Consider the following 23,840-nt stretch of genomic DNA (forward strand, 5'->3'; position numbering starts at 1 on the left):
ACGACCCAAAACCCACCATGATTGAATACGCCCCGGATCCAACACACCCGGGGAGCTCATGACCACCACCCAGCACCCCGCAGGAGCCCGCAAAGCCGTCTCCTACTTCTTCATCCTCCTCGGCATCACCTCCGGCGCCTGGGCCGCCCGCATCCCCGCCGTCAAACACACCCTCGACCTCAGCGACGGCCAGCTCAGCTACGGCCTCCTCGCCACCGCCATCGGACTCGTCACCGGCATGCGCTTCGCCGGACACCTCACCGACCGCCTCGGCAGCGCCCGCCTCATCACCCCCGCCGCCATCGCCACCGCACTGTCCGTCATCCCCCCCGGCTACGCCACCACCCTGCCCGCCCTCACCGCCGCCCTCTTCCTCTTCGGCTTCACCAACGCCTTCCTCGACGTCTCCATGAACGCCCACGGCGTCGAAGTCGAACGCGCCTACGGCCGCCCCATCCTGTCCTCCTTCCACGGCATGTTCAGCATCGGCTGCCTCACCGGCGCCGGCATCGGCGGCCTCTTCGCCTGGCTCGACCTCAGCGCCGCCGCCACCCTCACCGCCGTCGGCCTCCCCCTCGCCCTCATCTCCCTGTACGCCCGCCACCACCTCCTCACCACCCCACCCCCCGCACCCTCCACCCCCCACCGCGACCGCACCCGCGCCCCCTGGACCAGCTGGATCATCCTCATGGGAATCGTCGCCTTCGCGGGCCTCGTCGGAGAAGGCGCCGCCAACGACTGGACCGCCGTCTACCTCTTCCAGAACCTCGGCGCCCCCCAGGCCGTCGCCGCCGCCGGATTCGCCGTCTTCTCCACCACCATGACCATCGGCCGCTTCGCCGGAGACCACCTCGCCCAGCGCTTCGGACCGGTACGCCTGGTCCGCTACTCCGGACTCATCGCCGCCATCGGCCTCGGCACCGCACTGCTGGCCGGCCAGATCCCCATCGCCTTCGCCGGATTCGCCCTGTTCGGCTTTGGCCTGTCCACCATCGTCCCCCAGGTCTTCTCCGCCGCCGGCAACCACGACCCCGCCCGCGCCGGACAGGCCATCGCCCAGGTCGCCACCGTCGGCTACGCCGGCCTCGTCGCAGGCCCCGCCATCATCGGCGGCGCCGCCGAGCTCATCGGCCTGCCCGCGGCCCTGGGCATCCCCGCCCTGCTCGCCGCCTTCATGGCCGCCTCCGCCGGAGCACTGCGCCCCCGGAAAACACCGTGACCGGCCGACAACGCGGCCCTGTTTTTCGGTGATGAGTCTTTAGTCCGCTGTAAATGATCTTGGACTCGGCCGAACGCCTTTACAATGTAGATCAATGCCAGTGGGCCACCGACGACCACGTCGCCGGATTCACCGCCGTCGCCACCAGGCCCCCCCGGGGGCCGTTGCCGCGGACCTCGCGCGAGAACGTGGACGAGCAGGACCGCCATGACCGCCGCGCCCGCCCACATGGCCCACTGCCGGCCCGTCGCCCAAGGACTCCCGGGCGGCCGCGGTCAGCGTCCTTTGCGCAGGTAGGCGCGGAGCGACAGCGGGACGAAGATCACCATCAGTGCGGCCGACCAGAGCAGGACGGCGATCACCGGATGCGCGAGTGGCCAGGCCACGTTTCCGGACGGGGCGCCCGGGTTGCCGAACAGCTCCCGTGAGGCGGCGGTGAGCGCGCTCACCGGGTTCCAGTCGGCCAGGAAGCGCAGCCAGCCCGGCATGCCGTCGGTCGGGACGAACGCGTTCGACAGCATCGTGAACGGCAGGCCCAGCGGCACCATCGCGTCGGCGACCTGGTCGTTCCTCACCGCCAGGCCCACATAGACGCCCACCCAGCTCAGCGCGTACCGCAACACGATCATCAGCAGGAACGCCTGGGCCGTGGGGATCAGGCCGCGGTGCGGCTGCCAGCCCACCAGCAGGCCCGCGCCCACCATGACCGCCAACATCGGCAGGCCGGCCAGCAGGTCGGCGCCGGTCTGCCCGAACGGCACCGCCAAGCGCGCCATCGGCATGGAGCGGAACCGGTCCATCACACCGCGGGAGGCGTCGGTGGCCATCCGCGTCATGACCCCCAACCACGCGGAGAAGGTCACCATCGCGAACAGGCCGGGCATGAGGTACTCGCGGTAGTCGCCGCCGTCCGGCACCTGGATCGCGCTGCCGAAGACGTACCCGAACAGCACCACCATGACGGCCGGGAAGACCAGCGCGGCGACAATCTGCCCAGGTTCTTGCCGCAGCCGTCCCAGCTCGCGGCCGACCAGGGTCAGCCCGTCGGTGAACGTCCAGCCCAGGCGACGCAGTGGTGAGGTGAGGGCGGTCATCGGACGGGCTCCTTGCGGTCGGTGAGGCGCAGGAACACCTCGTTGAGGGTGGGGCGGCGCAGGCTCACGTCGGCGGCGGCGACTCCTGCGTGGTCAAGCTCGCGCACGACGTCGGCGAGCCGCAGGCCGCCGACGGGCAGGACGACGCTGAGCCTGTTGGCGCCCGTCGGCGTGGGAGCGGTGCCGGCGAGGGTGTTCAGGACGGTCATCGCCGCAGGCAGCGCGGCGGGGTCTTCGAGGGTGACGTCGAGGCGGTCGCCGATCGTGGCCTTCAGCTCGTCGGGAGTGCCCTTGGCGATCACCTGCCCGTGGTCGATGACGGCGATGTCGTCGGCCAGGTGGTCGGCCTCGTCCAGGTACTGCGTGGTGAGCAGCACCGTGGTGCCATCGGCCACCAGCGCACGGACGCTGTCCCAGATTTCGCCGCGGCTGCGCGGGTCCAGGCCGGTGGTCGGCTCGTCCAGGAAGAGCACCTCGGGGCGCAGGATGAGGCTGGTGATCAGGTCGAGGCGGCGCCGCATGCCGCCGGAGTAGCCGAGAACCGGGCGGTCGGCCGCGTCCATCAGGCCGAAGCGCTCCAGCAGCTCGTCGGCCCGCCGGTGCGCATGGCGGCGGGGTAGGTGGTAGAGGCGCCCGAACATGCGCAGGTTGCCACGGCCGGTGAGCTTCTCGTCCACGGCGGCGTACTGGCCCGCGAGCCCGATCCTGGCGCGCACCTTGCCTGCCTCGCGGACGACGTCGTATCCGGCGATGCGGGCGTGCCCGGCATCGGGATCGGACAAGGTCGCCAAGATCCGCACCGCGGTCGTCTTCCCCGCGCCGTTGGGCCCCAGCACGCCGCAGACCGTTCCCCTCGGAACGCTCAGGTCCAGCCCCCGCAGCGCATGGGTGTCGCCGAAGGACTTGTGCAGCCCCTCGGCGACCACGATCGGATCAGGCATGACCCCTCCACTGGGTACGTTGTACGCGGTTTCGGGTCAGGTTAGATTACTGGGTACCATGTACGCAACTGGGGAGGAGGAGACGGTGGCCGACGCCGAGTACGTGAACATCTGGATGCGGCCCGAGCGCCCCGCCCGCGGGCCGAAGCCGGTCTACAGCCGCGCGCAGATCACCGAGGCGGCGATCCGGATCGCCGACGCCGAGGGGCTGGAGGCCGCCACCATGCGGCGGATCGCCGCCGAGATCGGCGCGGGCGCGATGTCGCTCTACCGGTACGTCCCGAGCCGCGACGACCTGGTCGAGCTCATGGCCGACCGGCTGATGGGCGAGATCGACGTCACGGGCATGCCCTCGGGCGACTGGCGCGCCGACCTGACCCGCTACGCCGACGGACTGCGGGCCATGTGGCTGAGGCACCCGTGGATCGCCACCGTGCAGCGGTCACTCCCCAGCTTCGGCCCCAACCAGCTGCTCTTGATCGAACGGCTGATGGGAGTGCTCGACGTCTTCGTCCCCATCGACGAGAACCTCGGCCTCGTGGCCATGCTGAACAGCTACGTCGAGGGCACCGTCCGCGAGGAGATCAGCTCGGCCAGGGAATTCCGCCGCAGCGGGCTCAGCGAGTCGGAGTGGATGGCGCGGAGCTACCCGTACGTCGACCGGCTGGTGAAGAGCGGGGAGTACCCGATCTTCACCAAGATCGTGATGGAGGCGCGCCAGCCGCACCTGAGCCGCGACGACCAGTTTTGGTACGGGCTCCGGCGCGTCCTCGACTGCATCGCCGCGGCCCTCCCGTCAACGGCCGAGTCTTCGATGCCGGCGCACCGGGAGGGGCGGGAAGAACAGGACGGGCCAGGGCAGGCTCGTAGCCGACCATCCGAGAGGGCATCAAAAGCGAAATAGCCGCAAAGGCGAACACGCGCGCATCCGTGCGGCACCAAAACACGGCCCGGCCGAGTAAGGCCGAAGTGCGACCTGACCCAAATCGCCTGTTGGCCGCGAGACTCCGGGGCGCGGGAGTTCTCGTTCGACGGTGTCTCCTAGCCGGTGGTGACCCGGTCGTCCTTGAGGTGGGTGAGGAAGAAGTCCCGGACGTCCTCGGCGAGCAGCTCCGGCACCTCCATCGCGGCGAAGTGGCCGCCACGCTCGAACTCCGACCAGTGCCTGATGTCGTACAGCCGCTCGGCCAGCGGTCGCACCGACTGCGTGATGTCGTGCGCGAACACCGCCACGCCGACCGGTACCGGGCACGGCTCGATCCGCCGCGGAGCCTCGCGGGACAGCCGCGCCGAGGAAGCCGCGGTGGCGGTCAGCCAGTACAGCGAGATGTCGGTAAGCATCCGCTCGTCACCGATCTGCGAGCGAGGGTCCGTCCACTGCGCGAAGCGCTCGGCGATCCAGGCCAGCTGGCCGACCGGTGAGTCGGTCAGCGCATAGCCGATGGTCTGCGGAGTGGTGGCCTGCAGGGCCTGGTACGGCGGACGATTCGCCATCAGCTGCCTGATCTTGTCCAGCCGGGCTTCATCCGTTTCGGACAGTTCAATGCCGGCGTCCGGGACCGGCCGGGTCGGCAGGTAGTTGACGTGCACCCCGACGACCTGCTCGGGTGCCACCGCGCCGAGCGCCGTTGAGATGCCCGAGCCGAAGTCGCCACCCTGCGCGCCATAGCGCTCATACCCGAGACGGCGCATCAGCTCAGCCCAGGCCCGCGCGACCCGGACGATGTCCCAGCCGCGCTCGTGGGTCGGCCCGGAGAAGCCGAAACCCGGGATGGACGGAATCACCAGATGGAAGTCGCGCGACAGCGGCTCGATCACGTCGAGGAACTCCAGGAACGAACCGGGCCAGCCGTGGGTGAGGATCAGCGCGAGCGCGTCCGGTTTCGAAGACCGGACGTGGACGAAGTGGATGTTCTGGCCGTCGATCTCGGTGGTGAAGTGCGGAAGCTCGTTGAGCTTGGCCTCGTGCTCGCGCCAGTCGTAGCCGGTGCGCCAGTATTCGGCCAGTTCCTTGAGCCGCGCCAGCGGGAAGCCGTAGTCCCACCCGGCGTCGGCGACCTCGTTGGGCCAGCGGGTGCGGGAGAGCCGGTCGGTCAGGTCGTCGAGGTCGGCCTGGGGGATGTCGATGCGGAACGGCTTGATCATGGTCTTGACTCCAGGGGGATCATCCGGCGCCCGGATGTTCGGGCGAGCCGGGGTCGGGAGCGATGAGGTCGGTGCGGACGGCGACGGTGTGACGGGTGCCGGTGGTGCGGGCCGCACTCGCGCGGGTGTCCACGGCCTCCCGGAAAGGAGGTCAGTTCTCGCGTGTCCAGGTGGGCGTGATCCGCACCTCGCGGAGTCGCCGGCCCGCCGGCGAGCGCACCGCCACATCGCCGGCGAAGACGGTGTCCGCCCCCTCCCACCGCTCCTCGTCGAGCAGGCGCGCGAAGCGGGTGAACAGATCGGCGATCTCGATACGGTCGGCGATCAGGGTGTCCGTGGACATGACGTCCCTTTCGTTGGCGACTCCAACATTGGCAACACCCACTATATGCAGATTTATTGGCAACGCCAACAATGTATGGTGGCTGTCGTGGAAGAGACACCCGCACGCCTGACCGCGAAACCGAGCTGGCTGCTCACCCAGCTGGCGGTGCACGCCCACCGGTTGGCCTCCAACGGCTTCGGCGAGGTGGGCGCGCGTGGATACCACTACCGCGTCCTGGCCGTGCTGGACGAGTTCGGGGTGGCCAGTCAGGCCGAGCTCGGCCGCCGGTGCAACATGGACCGCAGCGACGTCGTGGCGGCGATCAACGAACTGGCCGAGCAGAGTCTCGTCGAGCGGACACCGGACCCCGACGACCGAAGGCGCAACCTGGTCACCCTCACCACGGCGGGTGATCGGCAACTGCTACGCATGGAGCGAGTACTCGACAGGGTGCAGGACGACCTGCTCGGACCGCTTCCGGCCGAGGACAGGCAGACCTTGACCCGCCTGCTCACCCAACTGCTCGCGCACCACCAACGGGGGTGAGCTCGGAGGCGCACCAGGAACCGGCCGCCGCCGTCCACGCGCACACGGCCGGGTGACACCGGACCCGGACCGGCTCGAAGGCCCCCCCGTGCCCGCTCAGCGCCCGGCCGGGACGATGGCGGAGATCCGCGCGGCGAGCGCGGCCAAGTGCGCGAGCCAGGAGTCGGCGGCGGCGTCGGGAACGGCGACGATGACGTGGTCGATCCCCAGGGCGGCCAGCTCACCGCAGCGCCGGACACTCTCCTCGACATCCTGGCCGTCGGGAATGCGCATGTGGAGGGTCTTCTCGATCTCCTCGTAGGGTCGTCCCAGCCGTTCGCAGTGCGCGCGCAGCACGCCGAGCTTGTGCCGCACGTCGGCGCCGTACAGGAGGTTGCAGGCGTCGGCGTGCTCGGCGACGAGACGCAGGGTCTTCTTCTCCCCGCTGCCGCCGATCAGGATCGGCGGGCGCGCCTGCGGCGCGTTGAGCGTACGCTCCAGCCTGTAGTGCCTGCCCTCGTACGGCCCGTCCTCCTCCCCCCACATCTGCCTGGCGATCTGGAGCGTCTCCTCCAGCCGCTCGAACCGCTCGGCCAGGGAGGGGAAGCGCAGGCCCAGACCGCGCGCCTCCTGCTCGTACCAGCCGGCGCCGATACCGAGGACGGCGCGTCCGCCGGAGAGCGCGTCCAGGGTGCTGACCTGCTTCACCAGCAGCCCCGGCTCACGGTAGACGGCACCGGTGACCAGGGCGCCCAACGTGACCCGGCCGGTGAGGGCCGCGGCATAGGACAGCGCGCCGTACGCCTCCAGCATCGGATCCTCCACCGCGCCGAAGTTGGGGATCTGGAAGAAGTGGTCCATCACCCACAGGCTGTGCAGCCCCGCCTCGTCGGCACCGCGGGCGACGGCCGCGAACCGGCCGGCGATGGCGGCGTCGCCACCGGGCCAGGTGAAACGAGGGCAGGTCAGACCGAGTTTCATCGAACACTCCTTGAATCGGGGGAGCATGCCCGCCGCGGGATGACAGGATGACGTGTCATCGCGGGCATGAAAAAACCCTCTCGCCCGGGTCGCTGAACCCGGAGCCGAGAGGGCACCGTACGAACAATTATCTCACAGGCCACGCCCGGCCCCCGCAAAAAACACCCCGGGGGCTCCCGTCACCACCGCACCGTCGGCCCCCGGCGACAAGGAACACAGATCACCATGCCGTCGGCCGCGGCTCTGCGGGCGGCGTCGGTGCTGCCGCCGTGCAGGGCGGCGATCTCCTTGTAGGGCAGCCCGGCCAGGTAGTGGTAGGCCACCGCCTGGCGCTGCCGGGCCGGTAGCGCCTTGAGCGCCCGCCACAGGTCGCCGTCCCAGTCCTCGGGGCGGCCGATGTGGCTGGGGTGCTCCGGTGGCGTCTCCACCGGGGTGGGCCTGCGGGCGGCGGCGCGGGTGACGTCGATGGCCTTGCGGTGGGCGATCGTCACCAGCCACGCCTCGACGTTCGCGTCGGGCGGCAGGTCGGGGTAGGCCTTCAGCGCCGACAGGAAGGTCTCCGACCAGGCGTCCTCAGCCTCCTGAGGGCCGAGGACGGCCCGGCACACGCGCAGCACCACGGGGCCGTACTCGGTGATGATCTGCTCGAAGGGTCGCATGGTCCTACCTTGTCGTCGAGGGGTCGCCTCCCGGGGGCCAGGCCCGCCGGGAGGTGGGGTCGTCGCTCAGAACAGCCTCGCCGCCTTCCGCTCGGCCGGCTCCTCCAGATCCAGCAGGAACCGCTTGCGCGCCAGGCCCCCGGCGTAGCCGGTCAGGCCGCCGTCCGCGCCCACCACCCGGTGACAGGGCACGATCACGCTCAGCGGGTTGCGGGCGTTCGCGGCGCCGACCGCCTGGGCCAGCGACACGTTACCCAGCCGCCGCGCGAGCTCCCCGTACGAGCGGGTCTCCCCGAAGGGGATCTCCGTCAGCAGCCGCCACACCCGCTGCTGGAACTCGTCGCCCCGAGGCGCCAGGGGGAGCTCGAAGCGGGTCCGCTCACCGGCGAAGTACTCCCCCAGCTGGCGGCGCACCTCCTCAAAACCCGACTCGTCGTAGGTTCCCCGGTCCTGCGGCGCGGGGCCGCGCAGGTGCCGCTCGAAGTACAGCCCGCACAGCACGCCGTCCTCGGCGACCGCGGTCAGGTCACCCAGCGGCGACGCGATGACGGTGTGGGTCCTGGCCATGTCACTCGTCCCTTCCAGGGCTGCGGGACCACCGGTGCGGCCCCTCACCCCCTGAAGACGTCCGGCGGCCGGAAAACGTGAGGCCGGTCCGCGGAGATCATCGGACGCCGGTCACCCCGCGGCTGAGCCGCCGCCCCCCTCCAGCCGCCTCCGGTGATCATGCCCGCCCCGGAATGATCGACACGCGGCGCCGGGATGCCGGCGCCCGGCCCCGAAGCCCACCGGTCACGGCCCGGCGGCACGACCGGGCGCGATCCGGACGGCCTCACCTGGGGATGGAGCGCTCCCACCACAAAGGGATGATTGAGCAGGTCCGGACGGGTAGGGAACCTTCACAACCTCCACAGCGACCGTTCTGGTTCTGGCGGACACGTCGGTAGCGCCCCCGGTGAAAGCCACAGGCGGCCCTCACGTAAGGGGACAGGCATGCACACCGATCAGCGTGGCCACTGGCCGATCAGCCCCGATCTGATCGGCCTGCGCCGGCATCTGCACCGCTACGCGAGCCAGGTGGGGCTGGCCGGAACCCGACGCGACGACCTGCTGCTGGCGGCCAACGAGGCCGTCATCAACGTGCTGGAACACGGCGACGCGGCCGGAACCGTGAGCGTCTGGCGCGACGAGGCGGACCTCGTCGTCGACGTCGTCGACGACGCCGGACGCCTGGCCCCCGACCAGGCCGACCACCGCAGGCCCACCCCCGGCTCGGTTCGCGGGTTCGGGCTGTGGCTGATGGGCCGGCTCTGCGACGAGTTCACCATCTGCCAGAGCGGCGGCCAGTCCCGCGTCCGGTTGCGGATGCACCTGCACACCACCTGACGACCGGACGGCGGCCACCGCCCGTGACGCGGCCGGCAGCGCACAAGCCGTACGAGAACCGGACGGCGGCCACCGCCCGCCGTCCCGCGCCCCCGGCAAGGCCGCGCTTCTCGCACGGCGCGCCGCCGGGCTCAGCCGACGTGCGGATCCGGCCCTTCGGATGGGCCGGCCGTGAACATCAGCGGGGTGCCGACCCCGTACCGGGAACCCGCGTCGGCGAGGAAGGCCGCCAGCCAGCCCAGGGCGTCCAACGACCACTCGGCCAGGGTGCCCCGGAAGGTGGCCCGGTGGCGGGCGGGCCCGAGCCACACCTCGTCGATGACGGCGGGCTCCAGGACCACACCGTCGTCGTCCGTCACGGAGACCGAGTCGCACGAGAAGACGTCCTGATCGAGCTCCCGTATCCACCGGAGCATCTCGGGCGCCGCCGAGCGGATGGACGGATCCTGCCCGCCGTCCAACGTCACCCGCACCCGCGTTCTCAGACCCGGGTCGCTGTCGGCGAACCAACCGGCGTCCTGAAGCAGGGTCGTCACCGCGCCCACGCGCCACGACGCGCCCGCGGGCACGTCGAGGCTCTGCACGGGCAGCAGAACCTGAACCGCCCGCAGGCGCGGAGTGCCGACGCGGGCCACGACGTCGCCCGCGCACGAGAGGAACTCCTGCACCGGCAACGGCCGGCCCGCCGGAACCGGCGTGGTCAACGACACCTGAAACCACGCCACGCGTGCCGGTCGCGATCCCGGGACCGGATCCTGCCCGGCGTCGTTCATACCCCACAGGCCGCCGGACGCGCTCTCCACAGCCTCGGTGAGCCATCCCATCGCGGACGACCTCGCGACGAACAGGCTGTAGGCGTCCGAGGAGGCGACGAGAGGATCTCGCCACGGATGCGGCACCAGCTCACCGTACAGAGCCGCGAGCATGGTGCTGTCGGGCCTGATACTCACGCCGCCCCCTTCGAATTACCGCCTGCAGTAGATGTTTCGCGCCGGGGTGACGAGCTTGCCCGGGTCGTCGGGCAGGCCGACCAGGTCCACGTCGACGACGCTGCGCCAGCCGGTCAGGCTGCCGTTGTTACAGCCCGCGCGACCGGTCGCACGGTTACCGGCCCCGCCGCCGGACCTCACCGTCGCGCTGCCCACCGTGCCGGCGTTTCTCCAGCTCCCGTCAGCGTAATACTGCTGCAGCTGCACCGTGACGACCGCCAGCGTGGCGTTGCAGTTACCGTTGACCCACCAGCCGTGCCCGGACGCCTCGAAGGCGGAACTGGAGACGTGGACGTAGTCGCCTCTGGTCTCGAAGAAGCACACCGCGGAAGTCGACCGGTTGTTCGTCGGGGAGCTCGTGTTCCTCGTGCTCGCCTCGCCTCCGGCGGGGGCGGGCGCGGGAGCGGGCGCAGGGGCGGGAGGAGGCGCGGATCGCGCCGGGGCCGCGATCGCCGAGGGCTGCGACATCCCGAGCAGCACCGCACCCACGATGCCGGCTGTCGTGGAGATCGTACGAAAAGAGTGACGCATGACCGCACCTCCGAGCTGAGTCGAGCATGATCAGGGACTACCGCGCGCCCCTGTCCGGCGGTGGGAATACACACAGCGCTGACTTCGATCGGCGCGCAGCATAAACAAACGTGTCATTGACGTTCTATCGTGTCAAGAAAATTAAAATTGTTAAGCAGTGTTTCGTTGCTATATGACGTGCAATTTCACATACATCCCACCGGCTCGCCAGATAACTGATTTAGCGGGATTTTTAGACACAACGCCCTACAAGCCCGAAATAGGGAATTAGATTTCCGCACACCTAACCGTCGACGACGTCGGCGGGCCGGTCGGCACCCGTGCGATCGACGCCCTGACCAGGCCATCCATCGTCGGCCCACCTCTCGCGTGCGGCAGCGAAAAATACGGACAAAAACATAAATTCCCGCGATCCCCCAAAGTCGGTGAAATGTGTTCGACACCGACCCCAGTCCCGGGAACCGGCTCCGGCCGACCGCCCGTCGAATGAGATGCGTCCGCGCGACACGGGTCACCACATCGGGCCGTCCATCAACGCCGCCACGACCATCGGGCCTGTCTTTTCGGGGTGGAGTCTTTAGTCCGTTCTTTTATAAATGATCTTGAAATCGCCCGAGCGCCTTTACAATGTAGATCAATAAGAAGCGGTCGTTCGCGACCGGTAACGCGGACTCGCGACACCCGCCCGCACGGCGGTCCGCACCCAGAGCGGTTCCCGGACACCCCGATGCGGACACTCCGGTGCGCGGTCCACCCCGGCACCTCGGTCGTGGACCGTCAGCCCCTGAGCCTCGGCAGCACCTCGGCGCCCAGCCTGCGGATGTTCTCCAGGGTGCGGGCGTGCTCACCCGCACCCTCGACCATCAGGATCAGGTGTTCGAGCCCGGTCACCTCGTGGGTGCGCCTCATCGTCTCCACGCAGTGGTCGGCGTCACCCACCGGATGGACGCCGGTCAGGAAACCGACGTACTCCCCCACGTCCCGCGTGGGCCGCCGCCGGTCGTCCACCGGCACGTACCCCGCCAGGCCGGGCTCCAGCCAGCGGGGCATGGCGGTCTTCAACTCCCGCACGGCCGCCCTCGTCGAGTCGGCCACGTACCCGACGACGGCGGCCACGTGCCGGACCGCGCCCGCGTCCGGCGGGAACGGCGAAGCGGCTCCGGGCGCGGGTGGACGCGCCGCGTCGTAACCGGCGAGCATCGCGGCCTTGTCCGTGTCGTCCATGTGCATGCCGAGCAGCATCGGCAGCCCCCGCCCGGCCGCCAGCCGCGCCGTCCCCGGCGAGGTGCACGCCACGACGGGCCGCACCGACGCCGCCGGTACCATCGCGACCTCACGGAAGCGGAAGAACTCCCCCTCGGCCGAAACGGTGCGCTGTCCCAGGGCACGGCACAGCAGGTCGAGCGACTCGGCGAAGCCGTGCTCGAACCTCGCCAGGCCGGTGCCGAACACCTCCAGGTCCACCCAGGGTCCGCCCCTGCCGACCCCCAGCGCGAAACGCCCGCCGGACAGGTGGTGCAACATCGCCGCCTGCTCGGCCAGCGCCACCGGGTGCTGCGTGGACAGCACGCTCACGGCCGTCCCCACTCCGATCGTCCGCGTGCGCCCGAGCGCCACGGCCGCCAGCGTGGCCGCCGACGGGCAGACCCCGTACGACATGAAGTGGTGCTCGGCGATCCAGGCGTCGTCGAACCCCGCCTCCTCCGCGACCGCGATCGCCTCCACGCAGTCGCGCAGCACCCGTCCCTGCGGCCTGCCGGGGAAACCCGCCGCGACCAGGAAGATTCCGATCCGCACCCTGCTCATGCTCTCTCACATACGGGCCGGCGGCTGCGAATTCACCGGACCGGCTCGCGCGGGGAGAAGCCGCGCGAGCCGAGGACCACGGGCCGGCCGTCGCGTGTTCACCCCGGTGTTCCTCGTCGTCGGACCGCCCGTCCGGACGCCGTGACCGGCGCGACGCGGGCCCGGCCCCCGGATGAGAGCTTGGCCCCCAGGTGAGGAGCACTTTTTACCCGCCGATCCGCTCCGGGGGGAACCGCGACCCCATGGTGATCGTTTGACGTGCGGTCACAGCACAACGCACGTGAACGAGGAGAGGAAACCCGTGATCTTCAAACGGATGCTGGGAGCCTTCGGGGTCGGAGCGCCCTCGGTGGACACCGTCCTGGCCACCCCGCGGGCGCGGCCCGGCGAGCCGCTGAGCGGCGAGGTACGCGTCAAGGGCGGCGACTTCGACGCCGACATCGAGTACATCGCGCTGGGACTGGTCACCCGGCTGGAATCCGAGCACGGCGAGGGTGAGCAGATCGGCCTGGTGGAGTTTCACCGCGCACAGGTCTCCGGAGCGTTCCGGCTGCGCAGCGGCGAGGACAAGGTCGTCCCCTTCCAGTTCCCGGTGCCGTGGGAGACTCCGGTCACCGAGATCGCCGGACAGCACCTGCACGGCATGGCCATGGGGGTGCGCACCGAGCTGGCGATCGCCGCGGCCATCGACAAGGGCGACATGGACCCGGTCGAGATCGAGCCGCTCGCCTCCCAGCGGGCCGTGCTGGACGCCTTCGTCCGGCTCGGCTTCCAGTTCAAGGGCGCCGACGTGGAGCGGGGCCACATCTACGGCCTCAGCCAGCAACTGCCGTTCTACCAGGAGATCGAGTTCTACCCGCCGCCCGCCTACGCCGGGCAGATCAACGAGGTCGAGCTGACCTTCGTCGCCGGTCCCGCCGGTCTGGACGTCGTGGTGGAGGCCGACAAGCGCTCCGGCGGTCACGGATCCGGGGGTGACGCCTTCGGCCGCTGGCAGGCGGGTCACCAGGAGGCGGCGCACCGCGACTGGGCCTCGGAGATCAACGGCTGGCTGGCCGCGCTGGCCCAGCGGTCTCACGGCGGCTTCCAGTACGGCGGTCACGACCCGTACGCCCGCCACGACTCCCACCACGGTCATCACGAGGGACGCGGCCCCGGTTGGGGCGGCGTCGCCGCCGGTGTGGCCGGTGGCTTCGTGGCCGCCGAGGTCATCGACGAGATCTTCGAAGACGAGGGGGAAGAGGAGGAGTGACCGCGCCGCGACTCACCCGATGAGCCCGCGCGCCCCAGGACGGTGACGGCCCGTCCCGCGACATCGCGGGACGGGCCGTCGTAACGGTCCCTGCCGGTACAGCGTGCTTCTCGGCACACGCCCGTCCCCGCGACTGCGCAGCGGGACGGGGACGGGAATGTCGTGGCGCGGGGCCCGGTCAGCCGGGGGCGATACGGCTGAGATGCTCCCAAGATCGATACAGATCCGCTTGGGCCTGGTCCATCTCCAAGACGTGATCGAAGGACTGGCTGCCGATTATCAGCCGTCGGGGCGGGTCCGGCAGTGCGGCCAGCTTTATGATGACCGAAGCGGCGGTGCCCGGCTCCGGGGCGACGGCGTCGCCCCACATCGCCTCCATCTCGGTGCGCAGGGGCTGATACTGCGCCAGGGGTTCGGTGTTCGTGGTGCCGGCGGTGAACAGGCCGGTGTTGTAGCCGCCCATCTGCACGATGGTGACCTTGACGCCGAAACCTTCGACCTCCATCGCCAGCGCCTCGCTGACCGAGTCCAGCGCGGCCTTGCCTGCGCCGTAGAAGCCGACGGTGGCCATACCACCGCCGCTGCCCATCGAGGTGACCTGGAGGAGTCGTCCCCCGCCTTGGGCGCGCAAGTGAGGAAGGACCGCCTGAGCCACCCACACAGCGCCGAAGAAGTTCACATCCATATGCGCCCGGATCTGCTCCTCCGTGGCTTCCTCCACCATCCCGTAGAGCAATACGCCGGCGTTGTTGACGACAACGTCCAGCCTGCCGAACGCAGCTACCGCCCGCTCCACCCCGTCGAACACGCCCTGACGGTCGGTGACATCCAACGGAAGCGGGACAAGGCGGTCGGGGTACTTCTCGGTCAGTTCCTCCAGGGGTTCGACGTTGCGGGCGGCAGCCACTACGCGGTCGCCGTCCGCCAAGGCGGCCTCGGCGAAAGCCCTGCCCAGGCCGCGGGATGCGCCGGTGATGAGCCAGACTCTTGCGTTCGCCACGGCGTCTCACTCTCAGTAAAGAAAACGGTTCGTCTCGATTCGTTTTGAATCTAGGATATCGCCCCCAATCCGTCAATACGGATCGTCTCGTTTAGTTTCAGGGGTAGGCTGAGCGGCATGTCCAACGAGAAGGGGCCGGACCACTCCCGGCGCAAGGAGCGGTCCCGGCAGGCAATCTTCGCGGCTACCCGCGCCCTGGTCACCGAGGAGGCGTACGAGAAGGTCACCGTCGAAGCCATCGCCGCCCGGGCCGGCGTCGGCAAGCAGACGATCTATCGGCGGTGGCCGTCGAAGAGCGCGGTCGTCTTCGCCGCCCTTCTGGCTCTGAGTGAGGACGCGGACGGGCAGTCGGTCGCGCTGCCGGACACGGGAGACCTTGAGGCAGACCTCAAGCTTGTCATGCGTGCCACGGCGGAGGAGTTCGCCGACCCGTCCTTCGACCGGCTGATCCGGGCCTTCAACACCGAGATCGCCAACGATGCCGCGCTGGCGGCCGAGTACCGCGAGAAGCTGTCCCAGCCGCTGGAAGAGGTGAAGAAAGCACGTTTGCGCAGCGCCCAGGAAGTCGGCCAGCTCGACGCAGACGCCGACCTCGACCTGGTCCTCGAAGTGCTCTACGCCCCCCTCTTCCAGCGGTGGCTGCACCGCAGCGGTCCGCTGACCGCCACGTACGCCGACTCACTTGTCGACGTGACCCTCAGAGCTTTCGGCCCCTGAACAGGAGTGGGCCCATATCCGCAGGGCTCGGCCCGGTCGGCTCCTGACTCCTGAGCGAATCTGCTCGGCAGTCGGGGTGCGGAGGCGGTGACTCCGGGACCGGACCGTTCTTGATCGTACGGGTGGCTGTCCGTCCTCGGCGTCGTCCGTCTCGTCATCCGTGTGCGGGGCGCGCGCAGGTGCCGCAGGCCCGGCGCCGGCGGGCGAGTGAAGGCGTAGCGGCCGAGAAACAGGCACGTCGCCGAACCGGAACCAAGATCGCTCCGCTACCGCTGTTTTCCGTTCGGGTACTCCCCGAGGGCCGACCTGGAGCGGTCCCAGCCGTCGGGGCGTTCGACCGGGGTGATGCCGCACAGCGCGGCGACGGTGTCGAGGGGGACCTCCTCGGCGACGGCCCGCACCAGCAGGGTCTCCATCCCGCGCAACAGCGCGTGAACCGTGGCCCGGGGCAGGTAGGCGGTGTCGGCCAGCAGGGAGAGCTCGCAGGTGTGCCTGGCCTGGCCGGTGGCGAACTGTGCCGTGGCGTCCACCTCCGTCCAGGAGCCGGTGAGGGAGAACGTGGTCCGCTCGGTGAGCGCGGCGATCGCCGCGGGGTCTCCCGGCGGCTCCACCGCGGGCAGCTCGGGCCAGTCGCCGGTGCTTCGAGCGTCGTTGAAGTAGGCCGACAGGTCGATGGGGCCGCCCCGTTCGCGGCCGATCTCAGCCCGGAGCGCCATCATCTCGAACGGCTCGTAGAGCGCGTGCTGATAGCCGGTCAGCGCCTGCCGGTGCCCCACACGGGTGGCCTCGGCCAAAGTTCCGCCAGGCAAATCCAACGCGAAGATCCCGTCCTGCGCGGCCGGGCCCACCAGCCCGCCGATCCGCGCATCGTGCCGGTTGGCCGCGATGAGCTGCATCACGACCCGCCGATGCCCGGTCAGCGCCGACAACAACACCGCACTCGCCGTGGTCAGCACACTGGCCGAACTCACCCTCCAGCGCGCGGCCAGCGTATCGGCCGCCACCCCGAGCGCGACCGACTCCATCCGGACCCGGATGAACCTCGGCTCCTCCGCCGGATACGGCGGATAGTCGAACATCGAGCCAGGCGCCCGCTCCAGCACCGCTCGCCAATGCCGAAACGCCCGCTCCCCCCGCGCCGCCCCCGGCCCCTCCCGCTCGAAAAGCGCCTGATCCATCGGCTGCCACCCCGGATCAGGCCCCTCACAACCGGCCAGCAGATCACGCCAGTCGGCCGCCAGCAGATCCAGCGCGCCCCCATCGGCCGCCAGATGCGACAACCCGAACGCCACCGCCCGAGGCCGCCCGCCCACCATCACCACCGCACACCGCACCGGCAGCTCCGCCGCGTAATCGAACACCGCGGCCGCCAGCCTCCCGGCCAGCTCCCGCGCCACCGCCATCGGCCTGACCAGGCCACCCGCTTCCCCCGCCTCCACGACCTCGATCGTCACCCGCCCCGCCCGCGCCACATGCTGCGCCATGCCCTCAGGCCCCCGCCGGAAATTCGTCCGCAACGTCTCATGCCGCTCCACCAACCGCCGCATCGCCCCTAGAACCACCTCAAGACCACGCCTGCCATACACCGGCAACACCCAGGAGATGTTGAAGTAGGGATCACCCTCGGGACGCCACGTCGTCAACCGCCAGATCGACGACTGCCCCCAGGTCAGCGGAGCCTCCCCGCCCCGGGCACCGGCGAACTCCACGACGACCGTACGCCGCGACACGTGACCGGCCGTCATCGGGATCGGACGATCTCTTCGGCCACGCCGGCCACGGGGGACGCCGTCACGTCGAGCGGGCCACGGAACCGGACGGCGGGCGACGCGGGCGACGCGGGCGACGCGGGCGACGCGGGCGACGCGGGCGACACAGCGTGAGCCCGGTCCCCGGCGGATGTCATGGCCTGGCCCCGGCTCCCGGCGCCCACTCGCCCGGTGGTCCACGTCCCCCGCCGGGCGAAGGACTCCCTGCCCCGCTCGTCTACCAGAGATACCGACATCTCACGCGCCTTCCCGCTGACCCGTCGCGGCGCCGAACAGGCCGCGCGACTTCCTTTCCCGGTGGTTCCGCGGCAGGTCGTCGACGAGGAGCACTCTTTCGGGGATCTCGTGTCGGGCCGGTCGCCTCGCGAGGCTAGAGATCACGTGCCGAATCCGTCAAGGTTTCGCGCTCGTTTCCAACCGTCACAAAGGGCCGCGTCCTTACGGTGACACGGCAGGGCGACCGTCCCGTCCTCTCCGCGACCGGCACCGACCCCGGCGACACCGGCGCCCCGCACTCGCCGCCGCCCCCGCTTCCGGCATCGCACCGAGGCCGGATGGACTCCCGAACCCTCACCGGGCCACCGTCTGTCAACACCGCCACGCTCGGCGGGAAGGGCCGACCCGGTCCCTGGGCCATCCGGCTTCGCCTCACGACCTCATAGGGGGCACCGCAGCGGGACCTCGGCGCTCAGTCTGGTCAGCCAGTACTCGGTGGGCGCTTGAGTGCCGGTCGGCCACTCGGTCAGCAACGTCACCGCGGGCAGGACCCGGTGGTGGCCGCGCTGGAGGATTTGATCGCGGTTCCCGATCCGGATCCGGACGGCGAGGGCGCCTCGCCGGGGGCAACGGAAACGCGGAGGAAACGCACTGCGTGCTGGTATCCCCTCGTACGTCACTCCTCGTAAAAGGACTTCCATGATGTTGTCGCGTCGCTCGCATGACCACAACCCTTCGCGCCGTTCCGCCCTCGGGTTCCTGGGCGCGGTCCCGCTGGCGGCCGGTGGTCTCCTGGCCGCGCAAGGAACTGCAGAGGCGAACGCCGACCTCTCGTCAGGCTCTGGCCGGATCCCCAAGGACCTGCGCCCCGGAGGCGCCTTCGACCAGCACATCAAAGAACTGGCGGACAAGGATCAGTTTTCCGGCACCGTGATGATCGCACACCGCGGCCGCCAGGTCCTGGCCCGCGCCTACGGCTGGGCGGACAAGGAAGGCAAGGTCCCGAACAAGATCGACACCATCTACGCTTTGGCTTCGACCTCCAAGCCGTTCACCGGGCTGGCTGTCGTGCAGCTCGTCCAGCAGGGCAAGCTCAAGTTCTACGACCTGGTGAGCAAGCATCTAAACGGCCTACCGGCGGGGATGGCCGAACGCATCACCGTGCATCATCTCCTTACGCACACCAGTGGCCTGGGCGACGCCCGGCGCGCCGGCGAGCAGCCGCCGCCGGAGAAGATCCACAACAGCTACGAGGAGCAGGTGGCGGACTTCTGGGCGAATCTGAAGACCTTCGAGCTGGAGTTCGCCCCAGGGACGAAGAAGGCTTACAGCAGCATGGGCTACACCCTGCTCGGCGAACTCGTGGCGAAGGTCTCCGGCACGTCGTTCCAGGACTACGTCCGCCAGAACGTCTTCGTCCCGGCAGGCATGAAGGACTCCGCCTACTACGACCGCCGCCAGTGGCTGGCCGACAAGCGCATCGCCCATCCGTATATGTATCAAAAGGACGGCACGCGGGTCGACGCCGTCCGCAACCTCGACAAGGGCTCCGTCTACGGCGACGCCGGCCAAGGCAGCAACTCCGCCCGGGGATGGATGGGGACAGGCGGTGGCAACGGCTTCTCCACCGCCCCGGACCTCGTGCGCTTCGCGGTCGCGCTGCAAGGAGGCAAGCTCACCGCCCGGCCCTACACGGAGTTGTACGTGAACGGAAAGATCTCCGCCAAGCCGCTGAGGGAGAACACCTCCGGCAGCTCCCTTCGCGGGGAGACCTTCCAGGCATACGGGCCAGTGGCCGCTACCTACAACAACCAGCGCATCGTCACCCACGGAGGTGGCGCAGGCGGCATATCGACCAGTTGGTCCGTCTACCTCGACATGGACTGGACAGCCGTCATCCTCAGCAATTACGACCTGCAAAGCATCGAGCCGATCATCGACCTGGAACGACGCCTGATCACCGGCGCGTAGCTCGGGACCGGCCGTGACACGGAGAAAAGCGGCCATAAGCTGATCTTGGAACTGCCGGCCCGGGAGGCGGCGCACCAGCTTGCCCAGCCGGTCCTCACCACCAGGATCTCGCGCCACGCCTCGGTGACGAAGTCGACGACGATTTCGCTCGCGCGTGCTCCGCTTCGGAGTGCCGGTGTCCGGTGCCGGCGCGTGCTCGGTCGTGGAAGGCCCCCGCCCGGTCGACACACCGGCACCGTCTGCGGGACATTTCATGAGGGCCAAACCGATGGGGCGTGTCGATCCGACCGTGTCCCGTTCGTCGTCATGGTGTACGGCGGCCCGCCATACGAGAACACGGCAAACGCCAAGGAGCCGACCATGAAGTACATATTGCTGATGTACGGTGCCGCGACGGCCGACGCGGCCGACGAGTGCGACTTCCAGGACTGGGTGGTCTACGACAAGGCGTTGAGGGAGGCGGGGGTCCTGGTCTCCGGATACGCGCTGAAGGACGTGAGCACCGCCACGACGGTCCGGGTCGGCCCGGCGGGCGAGCGGACCGTCACCACGGACGGGCCGTTCGCCGAGACCCGTGAGATCCTCGGCGGCTACGACGTCATCGACGTACCGAACCTCGACGTCGCGCTCGACTGGGCCGCCCGCTGTCCCGGCGCGCGTGACGGCGGGTCGGTCGTGGTGCGGCCGATCGACGAGTTCGAGGTCTGACGGCGATGGACGGGCAGGTGGGCGGGCAGACGGGCGGGCGGGTCTCCGATGCCAGGTCGTCCGTGGAGTCGATGTTCCGTGAGGAGCGCGGCCGGCTGCTCGCCTCCCTCGTCCGTCGCTTCGGCGACCTCGACCTGGCCGAGGAGGTCGCCTCCGAGGCCGTCGAGGCGGCGCTGGTGCACTGGCCGGTCGAGGGCGTTCCGGCCAGGCCCGGGGCCTGGCTGCTGACGACGGCGCGGCGCCGGGCCGTCGACCGGCTGCGGCGGGACCAGGCCTACGCCGCCCGGCTCGCCGTCCTGCAGGTGGAGGCGGAGCGGGCCGACCCCGCCCCGCCCGCGGAGGCGGACGGCGATCTGCCCGACGAGCGGCTGCAGCTGTTCTTCACCTGCGCCCACCCGGCGCTTCCGGCCGACGACCGCACCGCCCTGACCCTGCGCTGCCTCGCCGGCCTGACGACGCCCGAGGTCGCGCGGGCCTTTCTCGTCCCGCCCGCGACGATGGCCCAGCGGATCGTGCGGGCGAAGAGGAAGATCCGCGAGGCCCGTATCCCGTTCCGCGTACCCGGCGCCGACGAGTTGCCGGAGCGTCTGCCGGGCGTGCTCCAGGTCATCTACTCGATCTTCACCGAGGGCTACGCGGCCAGCTCGGGCCCGGATCTGCAGCGGCTCGACCTCGCCGAGGAGGCCATCCGGCTGGGGCGGATACTGCGCCGGCTGCTGCCCGCCCAGCGGGAGGTGGCCGGGCTGCTCGGGCTGATGCTGCTGGTCCACGCGCGGCGTGACGCCCGGACCGGACCGGGCGGCGAGATCGTGCTGCTCGACGACCAGGACCGTGGCCGCTGGGACCGCGCCATGATCGAGGAGGGCCGTGACCTGGTGCTCGTCGCGCTGACCGGCGGCCCGCCCGGCCTGTACGGGGTGCAGGCCGCGATCGCCGCCCTGCACGACGAGGCCGCGGACGTCGCGACCACCGACTGGCCGCAGGTCGTCGCGCTCTACGACGTGCTGCTCGCCCTCGTGCCGTCCCCGGTCGTCGCGCTGAACCGGGCCGTCGCGGTGGCGATGCGCGACGGGCCGCGGGCGGGCCTGGCACTGCTCGACGAGCTGGCCGGCGAGCCGCGGCTGCGCGACCACCACCCCTATCCGACGGCTCGGGCGGACCTGCTGCACCGGCTCGGGCGGTTCCCCGAGGCCGCGGCGGCCTACCGGCAGGCGCTCGACCTGGTCGGCACCGAACCCGAGCGGGCGCACCTGCTGCGCAGGCTCAATGAGGTCGAGACCGCCGATCCCGGCGGTACGGCCCGCGCCTGACGGCGGGGAACACCTCCCGGCCGTCGCCATCACCTACGCATCCGACCGAGAAGAGCCTGACATGGACGATGGAAAGATCTTTTCCTGGATAGAGGACGAACGGCTCAGCCTGGCCGCCTTCCTCGACGAACTCGACGATCACGAATGGAAGGTGGCCTCCCTCTGCCCCGGCTGGACGACGCACGACGTGGTCGCTCACCTGACGCTGTCCACGCACACCCTGTTCCTCGACACGCTCAGGGGCGTGATCCGGACGCGTGGCGACATCAACCGGGTGTTCGCCGACCAGGCGCGGGAGCGGGCGGCCAGGTTCGGGCCCGCGGAGCTCGTCGCGCAGTTCCGTGAGACGGCCGGCTCACGCCGTCGCGGGCTCGGCTCCCGTCCGCTGGACACGCTCGTCGACGCGCTGGTGCACGGGCAGGACATCGCGCGCCCGCTCGGGCGCGTGCGGGAGATGCCCGCCGAGCGGGCGGTCGCGGGGCTCGGCCGCGTCCTGGGCACCGGCTTCTACGGCGCCCCCAGGCGCCTGCGCGGCACGAGGCTGGTCGCCACCGACCTGGACTGGTCGGCGGGTGAGGGTCCCGACGAGGTCCGGGGGCCGGCGGGTGATCTCCTCCTGCTGGCGACCGGGCGGGCCGCGGGGCTCGCGGGCCTGTCCGGGCCGGGTGTCGAGCGGGTCGCGGCCGCGCTGTAGGCGGGGGCGCCACAAGGCGCCGGCGGGGACGGTCCCGGCCGTCTCTCACGTGGGCGGGTCCGCCGGAGGCTCGCACCAGAGGATCTCCAGCCCCGCCTCCCCCGCGACCAGGTCCAGGCTTGCGGGCTCCCCCATACGGGCCGCGACCGCGTGATAGAGGTCCGCCATCTGGTGGATCAGCGGTTCCGGGACGGCGGCCGCGCGGTGCAGCATCGACGGCACCCTGAACTCCTGCACTCCCCCGATGTCGGCGACCACGGCGTCCCTCTTGAGCGCGATCCGGCTGTGGGCGACCCGCCGCGCGCTGACGATGAACTCGTCCGCGGGCAGCGGGCGGCCGACCGACTGCTCGTGCAGCCCCCAGCCCGCCCGCACCTTGATGTCGCCCGGCCGGCCGGTGAATGCGCCGGCGGGCGAGAGCGTGGCCCAGCTCCTGGAGTCGTTGAACCGGCGGATGAAGATGACCTCCCGTACGACGGACTCCGGCCAGCCGTACCGGCGCCGCAGCGCCCGGGCCCGGTCGGAGAAGAACGGGGCCAGGCATTCGGTCACCGCCTGGCCCACCGCCTCCTCGCCGGAGACGTTGAGGAACGTCCAGGGGCGGCCGACCCAGGAAGGCACCGACGGCGGCTCGACGAGGAGCGAGCGCACCTCCACCGAGGGCGCGTACAGGCCGCACACCTCGCCCAGCCGGTGATAGGCCCTGCTCAGGGTGTCCCGCCAGGGACCCAGGGCGCCGCGCGGGAACACCTCGAAGGGCGGAGCCGAGACGCAGAAGGCGGGGGCCACGGGGAACGCGTCCCGCAACCTCGCCAGGCAGGCGATCCCCTCCCCCACGATCGCCCGATCCAGACTCGCCGGAGTGCCGAGCCAGTGAATGCCCTCGTCGGCGTCGAACTCTGTGCCGGCCACGCGAATCGTCACCTCCTGGTGAGAGTTCTCGTTGCCGGGGCTGCGGGCCGGACAAGACGGCAGACCCCGGCCCGCGGGTGGGCTGGTTACGGTCGCGAGGTCTCCGGACGCCGCGGCGGTGTCGTGCCGGCCCCCTCGGAGATGACCTTCCCGTGCCGGATGCGGTCGGCCTGGCGGGCGTGACGGCTGACGGTGGCCTTCAGGAAGTCCCGGATGAGCACGAGTTCCTCCTCGGTGTGGCAGGCCAGCCCCGCCTCGTCCTCCTCGCTCAGCTGACCCCAGATCTCCTTCGCGACCTGCTCGGCCTGGGGCGTCGGCACCACTCGCACCTGCCTCCTGTCCCGCAGGTCGCGGACCCGTTGTGCGTACCCCGCCCTCTCCAGCCTGTCGATGGCGATGGTCGCCGCGCCGGGGGACAGTCTCGCGGCCACGGCCAGCTCTCCGGCCGTCATCGGGCCGAGTGCGAACACACATCCCATGCAGCGCATGTCGGTGCGGTTGATCCCCAGGCGTGCCGCCGCGGCCTCGTCCACCGCGTCCGAGACGTTCTGCAGCTCCATGACGGCCACCTGGACCTCATCTATCAGGGACTTCCAGATTTCTTTTGACATTTAAAATTTCCAACTACTAGACTTGTCGATAGTCAAAGCATATACCGTTCTCCCTGGCAACACACCCCTCCCGGGCATC

The 23,840-nt window shown here is 70.3% G+C and carries 24 protein-coding genes; 10 read left to right on the forward strand and 14 right to left on the reverse strand.

The genetic code is table 11. From position 1 onward, the window contains the following. Nucleotides 1–58: 58 nt before the first annotated feature. On the forward strand, nt 59–1,219 hold the full coding sequence (locus OG587_RS31875) for an MFS transporter (RefSeq protein ID WP_329081688.1): 1,161 nt from the start codon (nt 59–61) through the stop codon (nt 1,217–1,219). A gap of 275 nt (nt 1,220–1,494) precedes the next feature. On the opposite strand, the gene OG587_RS31880 is transcribed toward OG587_RS31875, so the two are convergent. Continuing rightward, nucleotides 1,495–2,313: an ABC transporter permease gene (locus OG587_RS31880; RefSeq protein ID WP_329081690.1), complete on the reverse strand. Its 819-nt coding sequence runs from the start codon at nt 2,311–2,313 to the stop codon at nt 1,495–1,497. Continuing rightward, complete coding sequence (locus tag OG587_RS31885) at nt 2,310–3,254, reverse strand: ATP-binding cassette domain-containing protein (RefSeq protein WP_329081692.1); 945 nt, start codon at nt 3,252–3,254, stop codon at nt 2,310–2,312. The genes OG587_RS31880 and OG587_RS31885 overlap by 4 nt, the downstream gene beginning before the upstream one ends. Nucleotides 3,255–3,312: 58 nt before the next feature. Here OG587_RS31885 and OG587_RS31890 point away from each other — a divergent pair, with 58 nt between their 5' ends. After that, entirely contained in the window at nt 3,313–4,158 is an 846-nt protein-coding gene (locus OG587_RS31890; RefSeq protein ID WP_329081694.1) for a TetR/AcrR family transcriptional regulator, read from the forward strand. Between the two features lie 137 nt (nt 4,159–4,295). Here OG587_RS31890 and OG587_RS31895 read toward each other — a convergent pair whose 3' ends face one another. Both OG587_RS31895 and OG587_RS31900 read right to left on the reverse strand, forming a co-directional pair. Beyond that, on the reverse strand, nt 4,296–5,399 hold the full coding sequence (locus OG587_RS31895) for an epoxide hydrolase family protein (RefSeq protein ID WP_329081695.1): 1,104 nt from the start codon (nt 5,397–5,399) through the stop codon (nt 4,296–4,298). A 151-nt stretch (nt 5,400–5,550) separates the two neighbouring features. Further along, nucleotides 5,551–5,742 carry a nuclear transport factor 2 family protein gene (locus tag OG587_RS31900; RefSeq protein ID WP_329081696.1) on the reverse strand — a complete coding sequence of 64 codons (192 nt, stop codon included), beginning with the start codon at nt 5,740–5,742 and terminating at the stop codon, nt 5,551–5,553. Between the two features lie 87 nt (nt 5,743–5,829). Here OG587_RS31900 and OG587_RS31905 point away from each other — a divergent pair, with 87 nt between their 5' ends. Continuing rightward, nucleotides 5,830–6,270, forward strand: coding sequence for a MarR family winged helix-turn-helix transcriptional regulator (locus OG587_RS31905; RefSeq protein WP_329081698.1), 441 nt, complete (start codon nt 5,830–5,832; stop codon nt 6,268–6,270). A gap of 96 nt (nt 6,271–6,366) precedes the next feature. Here OG587_RS31905 and OG587_RS31910 read toward each other — a convergent pair whose 3' ends face one another. From OG587_RS31910 to OG587_RS31920, 3 genes are all read right to left on the reverse strand, one after another. Continuing rightward, complete coding sequence (locus tag OG587_RS31910) at nt 6,367–7,230, reverse strand: LLM class F420-dependent oxidoreductase (RefSeq protein WP_329081699.1); 864 nt, start codon at nt 7,228–7,230, stop codon at nt 6,367–6,369. A 179-nt stretch (nt 7,231–7,409) separates the two neighbouring features. Next, the gene (locus tag OG587_RS31915) at nt 7,410–7,889 is read right to left on the reverse strand and encodes an RNA polymerase sigma factor (RefSeq protein WP_329081701.1); all 480 of its coding nucleotides are present in this window, start codon (nt 7,887–7,889) and stop codon (nt 7,410–7,412) included. A 66-nt stretch (nt 7,890–7,955) separates the two neighbouring features. Continuing rightward, nucleotides 7,956–8,456, reverse strand: a complete 501-nt coding sequence (locus tag OG587_RS31920; RefSeq protein WP_329081703.1) for a methylated-DNA--[protein]-cysteine S-methyltransferase — start codon at nt 8,454–8,456, stop codon at nt 7,956–7,958. A gap of 426 nt (nt 8,457–8,882) precedes the next feature. Here OG587_RS31920 and OG587_RS31925 point away from each other — a divergent pair, with 426 nt between their 5' ends. After that, complete coding sequence (locus OG587_RS31925; RefSeq protein ID WP_329081705.1) at nt 8,883–9,275, forward strand: ATP-binding protein; 393 nt, start codon at nt 8,883–8,885, stop codon at nt 9,273–9,275. Nucleotides 9,276–9,406: 131 nt separating this feature from the next. Here the strand turns inward: OG587_RS31925 and OG587_RS31930 are convergent, their stop codons facing one another. The 3 genes from OG587_RS31930 to OG587_RS31940 form a co-directional block, all read right to left on the reverse strand. Continuing rightward, nucleotides 9,407–10,225 carry a hypothetical protein gene (locus OG587_RS31930; protein WP_329081706.1) on the reverse strand — a complete coding sequence of 273 codons (819 nt, stop codon included), beginning with the start codon at nt 10,223–10,225 and terminating at the stop codon, nt 9,407–9,409. Between the two features lie 15 nt (nt 10,226–10,240). Then, nucleotides 10,241–10,795, reverse strand: a complete 555-nt coding sequence (locus OG587_RS31935; RefSeq protein WP_329081708.1) for a hypothetical protein — start codon at nt 10,793–10,795, stop codon at nt 10,241–10,243. Between the two features lie 777 nt (nt 10,796–11,572). Next, nucleotides 11,573–12,601: an LLM class flavin-dependent oxidoreductase gene (locus OG587_RS31940; protein WP_443075276.1), complete on the reverse strand. Its 1,029-nt coding sequence runs from the start codon at nt 12,599–12,601 to the stop codon at nt 11,573–11,575. A gap of 301 nt (nt 12,602–12,902) precedes the next feature. Between OG587_RS31940 and OG587_RS31945 the strand changes: the two genes are divergently transcribed. Next, entirely contained in the window at nt 12,903–13,853 is a 951-nt protein-coding gene (locus OG587_RS31945; protein ID WP_329081857.1) for a sporulation protein, read from the forward strand. 178 nt (nt 13,854–14,031) lie between these two features. Here the strand turns inward: OG587_RS31945 and OG587_RS31950 are convergent, their stop codons facing one another. Then, entirely contained in the window at nt 14,032–14,853 is an 822-nt protein-coding gene (locus tag OG587_RS31950) for an SDR family NAD(P)-dependent oxidoreductase (protein WP_329081859.1), read from the reverse strand. Between the two features lie 117 nt (nt 14,854–14,970). On the opposite strand from OG587_RS31950, the gene OG587_RS31955 reads away from it, so the two are divergent. After that, the gene (locus OG587_RS31955; protein WP_329081861.1) at nt 14,971–15,570 is read left to right on the forward strand and encodes a TetR/AcrR family transcriptional regulator; all 600 of its coding nucleotides are present in this window, start codon (nt 14,971–14,973) and stop codon (nt 15,568–15,570) included. A gap of 266 nt (nt 15,571–15,836) precedes the next feature. On the opposite strand, the gene OG587_RS31960 is transcribed toward OG587_RS31955, so the two are convergent. Continuing rightward, the gene (locus tag OG587_RS31960; protein WP_329081863.1) at nt 15,837–17,315 is read right to left on the reverse strand and encodes a condensation domain-containing protein; all 1,479 of its coding nucleotides are present in this window, start codon (nt 17,313–17,315) and stop codon (nt 15,837–15,839) included. A gap of 939 nt (nt 17,316–18,254) precedes the next feature. Between OG587_RS31960 and OG587_RS31965 the strand changes: the two genes are divergently transcribed. The 4 genes from OG587_RS31965 (at nt 18,255) to OG587_RS31980 (ending at nt 22,238) form a co-directional block, all read left to right on the forward strand. Next, on the forward strand, nt 18,255–19,526 hold the full coding sequence (locus OG587_RS31965; protein ID WP_329081865.1) for a serine hydrolase domain-containing protein: 1,272 nt from the start codon (nt 18,255–18,257) through the stop codon (nt 19,524–19,526). A 360-nt stretch (nt 19,527–19,886) separates the two neighbouring features. After that, nucleotides 19,887–20,234, forward strand: coding sequence for a YciI family protein (locus tag OG587_RS31970; RefSeq protein ID WP_329081867.1), 348 nt, complete (start codon nt 19,887–19,889; stop codon nt 20,232–20,234). A gap of 5 nt (nt 20,235–20,239) precedes the next feature. Beyond that, a complete protein-coding gene (locus tag OG587_RS31975) occupies nt 20,240–21,544 on the forward strand; it encodes an RNA polymerase sigma factor (RefSeq protein ID WP_329081869.1) in 1,305 nt (434 codons plus the stop codon). 61 nt (nt 21,545–21,605) lie between these two features. After that, a complete protein-coding gene (locus tag OG587_RS31980; RefSeq protein ID WP_329081872.1) occupies nt 21,606–22,238 on the forward strand; it encodes a maleylpyruvate isomerase family mycothiol-dependent enzyme in 633 nt (210 codons plus the stop codon). Between the two features lie 45 nt (nt 22,239–22,283). Here the strand turns inward: OG587_RS31980 and OG587_RS31985 are convergent, their stop codons facing one another. Both OG587_RS31985 and OG587_RS31990 read right to left on the reverse strand, forming a co-directional pair. Then, the gene (locus OG587_RS31985; RefSeq protein WP_329081874.1) at nt 22,284–23,150 is read right to left on the reverse strand and encodes a PEP/pyruvate-binding domain-containing protein; all 867 of its coding nucleotides are present in this window, start codon (nt 23,148–23,150) and stop codon (nt 22,284–22,286) included. An 86-nt stretch (nt 23,151–23,236) separates the two neighbouring features. Then, the gene (locus OG587_RS31990) at nt 23,237–23,761 is read right to left on the reverse strand and encodes a MarR family winged helix-turn-helix transcriptional regulator (protein ID WP_329081876.1); all 525 of its coding nucleotides are present in this window, start codon (nt 23,759–23,761) and stop codon (nt 23,237–23,239) included. Between the last annotated feature and the right edge of the window lie 79 nt (nt 23,762–23,840).

Source organism: Streptosporangium sp. NBC_01469, assembly GCF_036227305.1.
GTDB lineage: Bacteria > Actinomycetota > Actinomycetes > Streptosporangiales > Streptosporangiaceae > Streptosporangium.

Coding starts and splice junctions, on each gene's coding strand:
- OG587_RS31990 (WP_329081876.1), bottom strand. CDS start 23,761: ATGTCAAAAGAAATCTGGAAGTCCCTGATAGATGAGGTCCAGGTGGCC.
- OG587_RS31890 (WP_329081694.1), top strand. CDS start 3,313: ATGTACGCAACTGGGGAGGAGGAGACGGTGGCCGACGCCGAGTACGTG.
- OG587_RS31965 (WP_329081865.1), top strand. CDS start 18,255: ATGATGTTGTCGCGTCGCTCGCATGACCACAACCCTTCGCGCCGTTCC.
- OG587_RS31980 (WP_329081872.1), top strand. CDS start 21,606: ATGGACGATGGAAAGATCTTTTCCTGGATAGAGGACGAACGGCTCAGC.
- OG587_RS31975 (WP_329081869.1), top strand. CDS start 20,240: ATGGACGGGCAGGTGGGCGGGCAGACGGGCGGGCGGGTCTCCGATGCC.
- OG587_RS31915 (WP_329081701.1), bottom strand. CDS start 7,889: ATGCGACCCTTCGAGCAGATCATCACCGAGTACGGCCCCGTGGTGCTG.
- OG587_RS31935 (WP_329081708.1), bottom strand. CDS start 10,795: ATGCGTCACTCTTTTCGTACGATCTCCACGACAGCCGGCATCGTGGGT.
- OG587_RS31895 (WP_329081695.1), bottom strand. CDS start 5,399: ATGATCAAGCCGTTCCGCATCGACATCCCCCAGGCCGACCTCGACGAC.
- OG587_RS31960 (WP_329081863.1), bottom strand. CDS start 17,315: ATGACGGCCGGTCACGTGTCGCGGCGTACGGTCGTCGTGGAGTTCGCC.
- OG587_RS31880 (WP_329081690.1), bottom strand. CDS start 2,313: ATGACCGCCCTCACCTCACCACTGCGTCGCCTGGGCTGGACGTTCACC.
- OG587_RS31970 (WP_329081867.1), top strand. CDS start 19,887: ATGAAGTACATATTGCTGATGTACGGTGCCGCGACGGCCGACGCGGCC.
- OG587_RS31920 (WP_329081703.1), bottom strand. CDS start 8,456: ATGGCCAGGACCCACACCGTCATCGCGTCGCCGCTGGGTGACCTGACC.
- OG587_RS31940 (WP_443075276.1), bottom strand. CDS start 12,601: ATGAGCAGGGTGCGGATCGGAATCTTCCTGGTCGCGGCGGGTTTCCCC.
- OG587_RS31875 (WP_329081688.1), top strand. CDS start 59: ATGACCACCACCCAGCACCCCGCAGGAGCCCGCAAAGCCGTCTCCTAC.
- OG587_RS31910 (WP_329081699.1), bottom strand. CDS start 7,230: ATGAAACTCGGTCTGACCTGCCCTCGTTTCACCTGGCCCGGTGGCGAC.
- OG587_RS31925 (WP_329081705.1), top strand. CDS start 8,883: ATGCACACCGATCAGCGTGGCCACTGGCCGATCAGCCCCGATCTGATC.
- OG587_RS31885 (WP_329081692.1), bottom strand. CDS start 3,254: ATGCCTGATCCGATCGTGGTCGCCGAGGGGCTGCACAAGTCCTTCGGC.
- OG587_RS31900 (WP_329081696.1), bottom strand. CDS start 5,742: ATGTCCACGGACACCCTGATCGCCGACCGTATCGAGATCGCCGATCTG.
- OG587_RS31955 (WP_329081861.1), top strand. CDS start 14,971: ATGTCCAACGAGAAGGGGCCGGACCACTCCCGGCGCAAGGAGCGGTCC.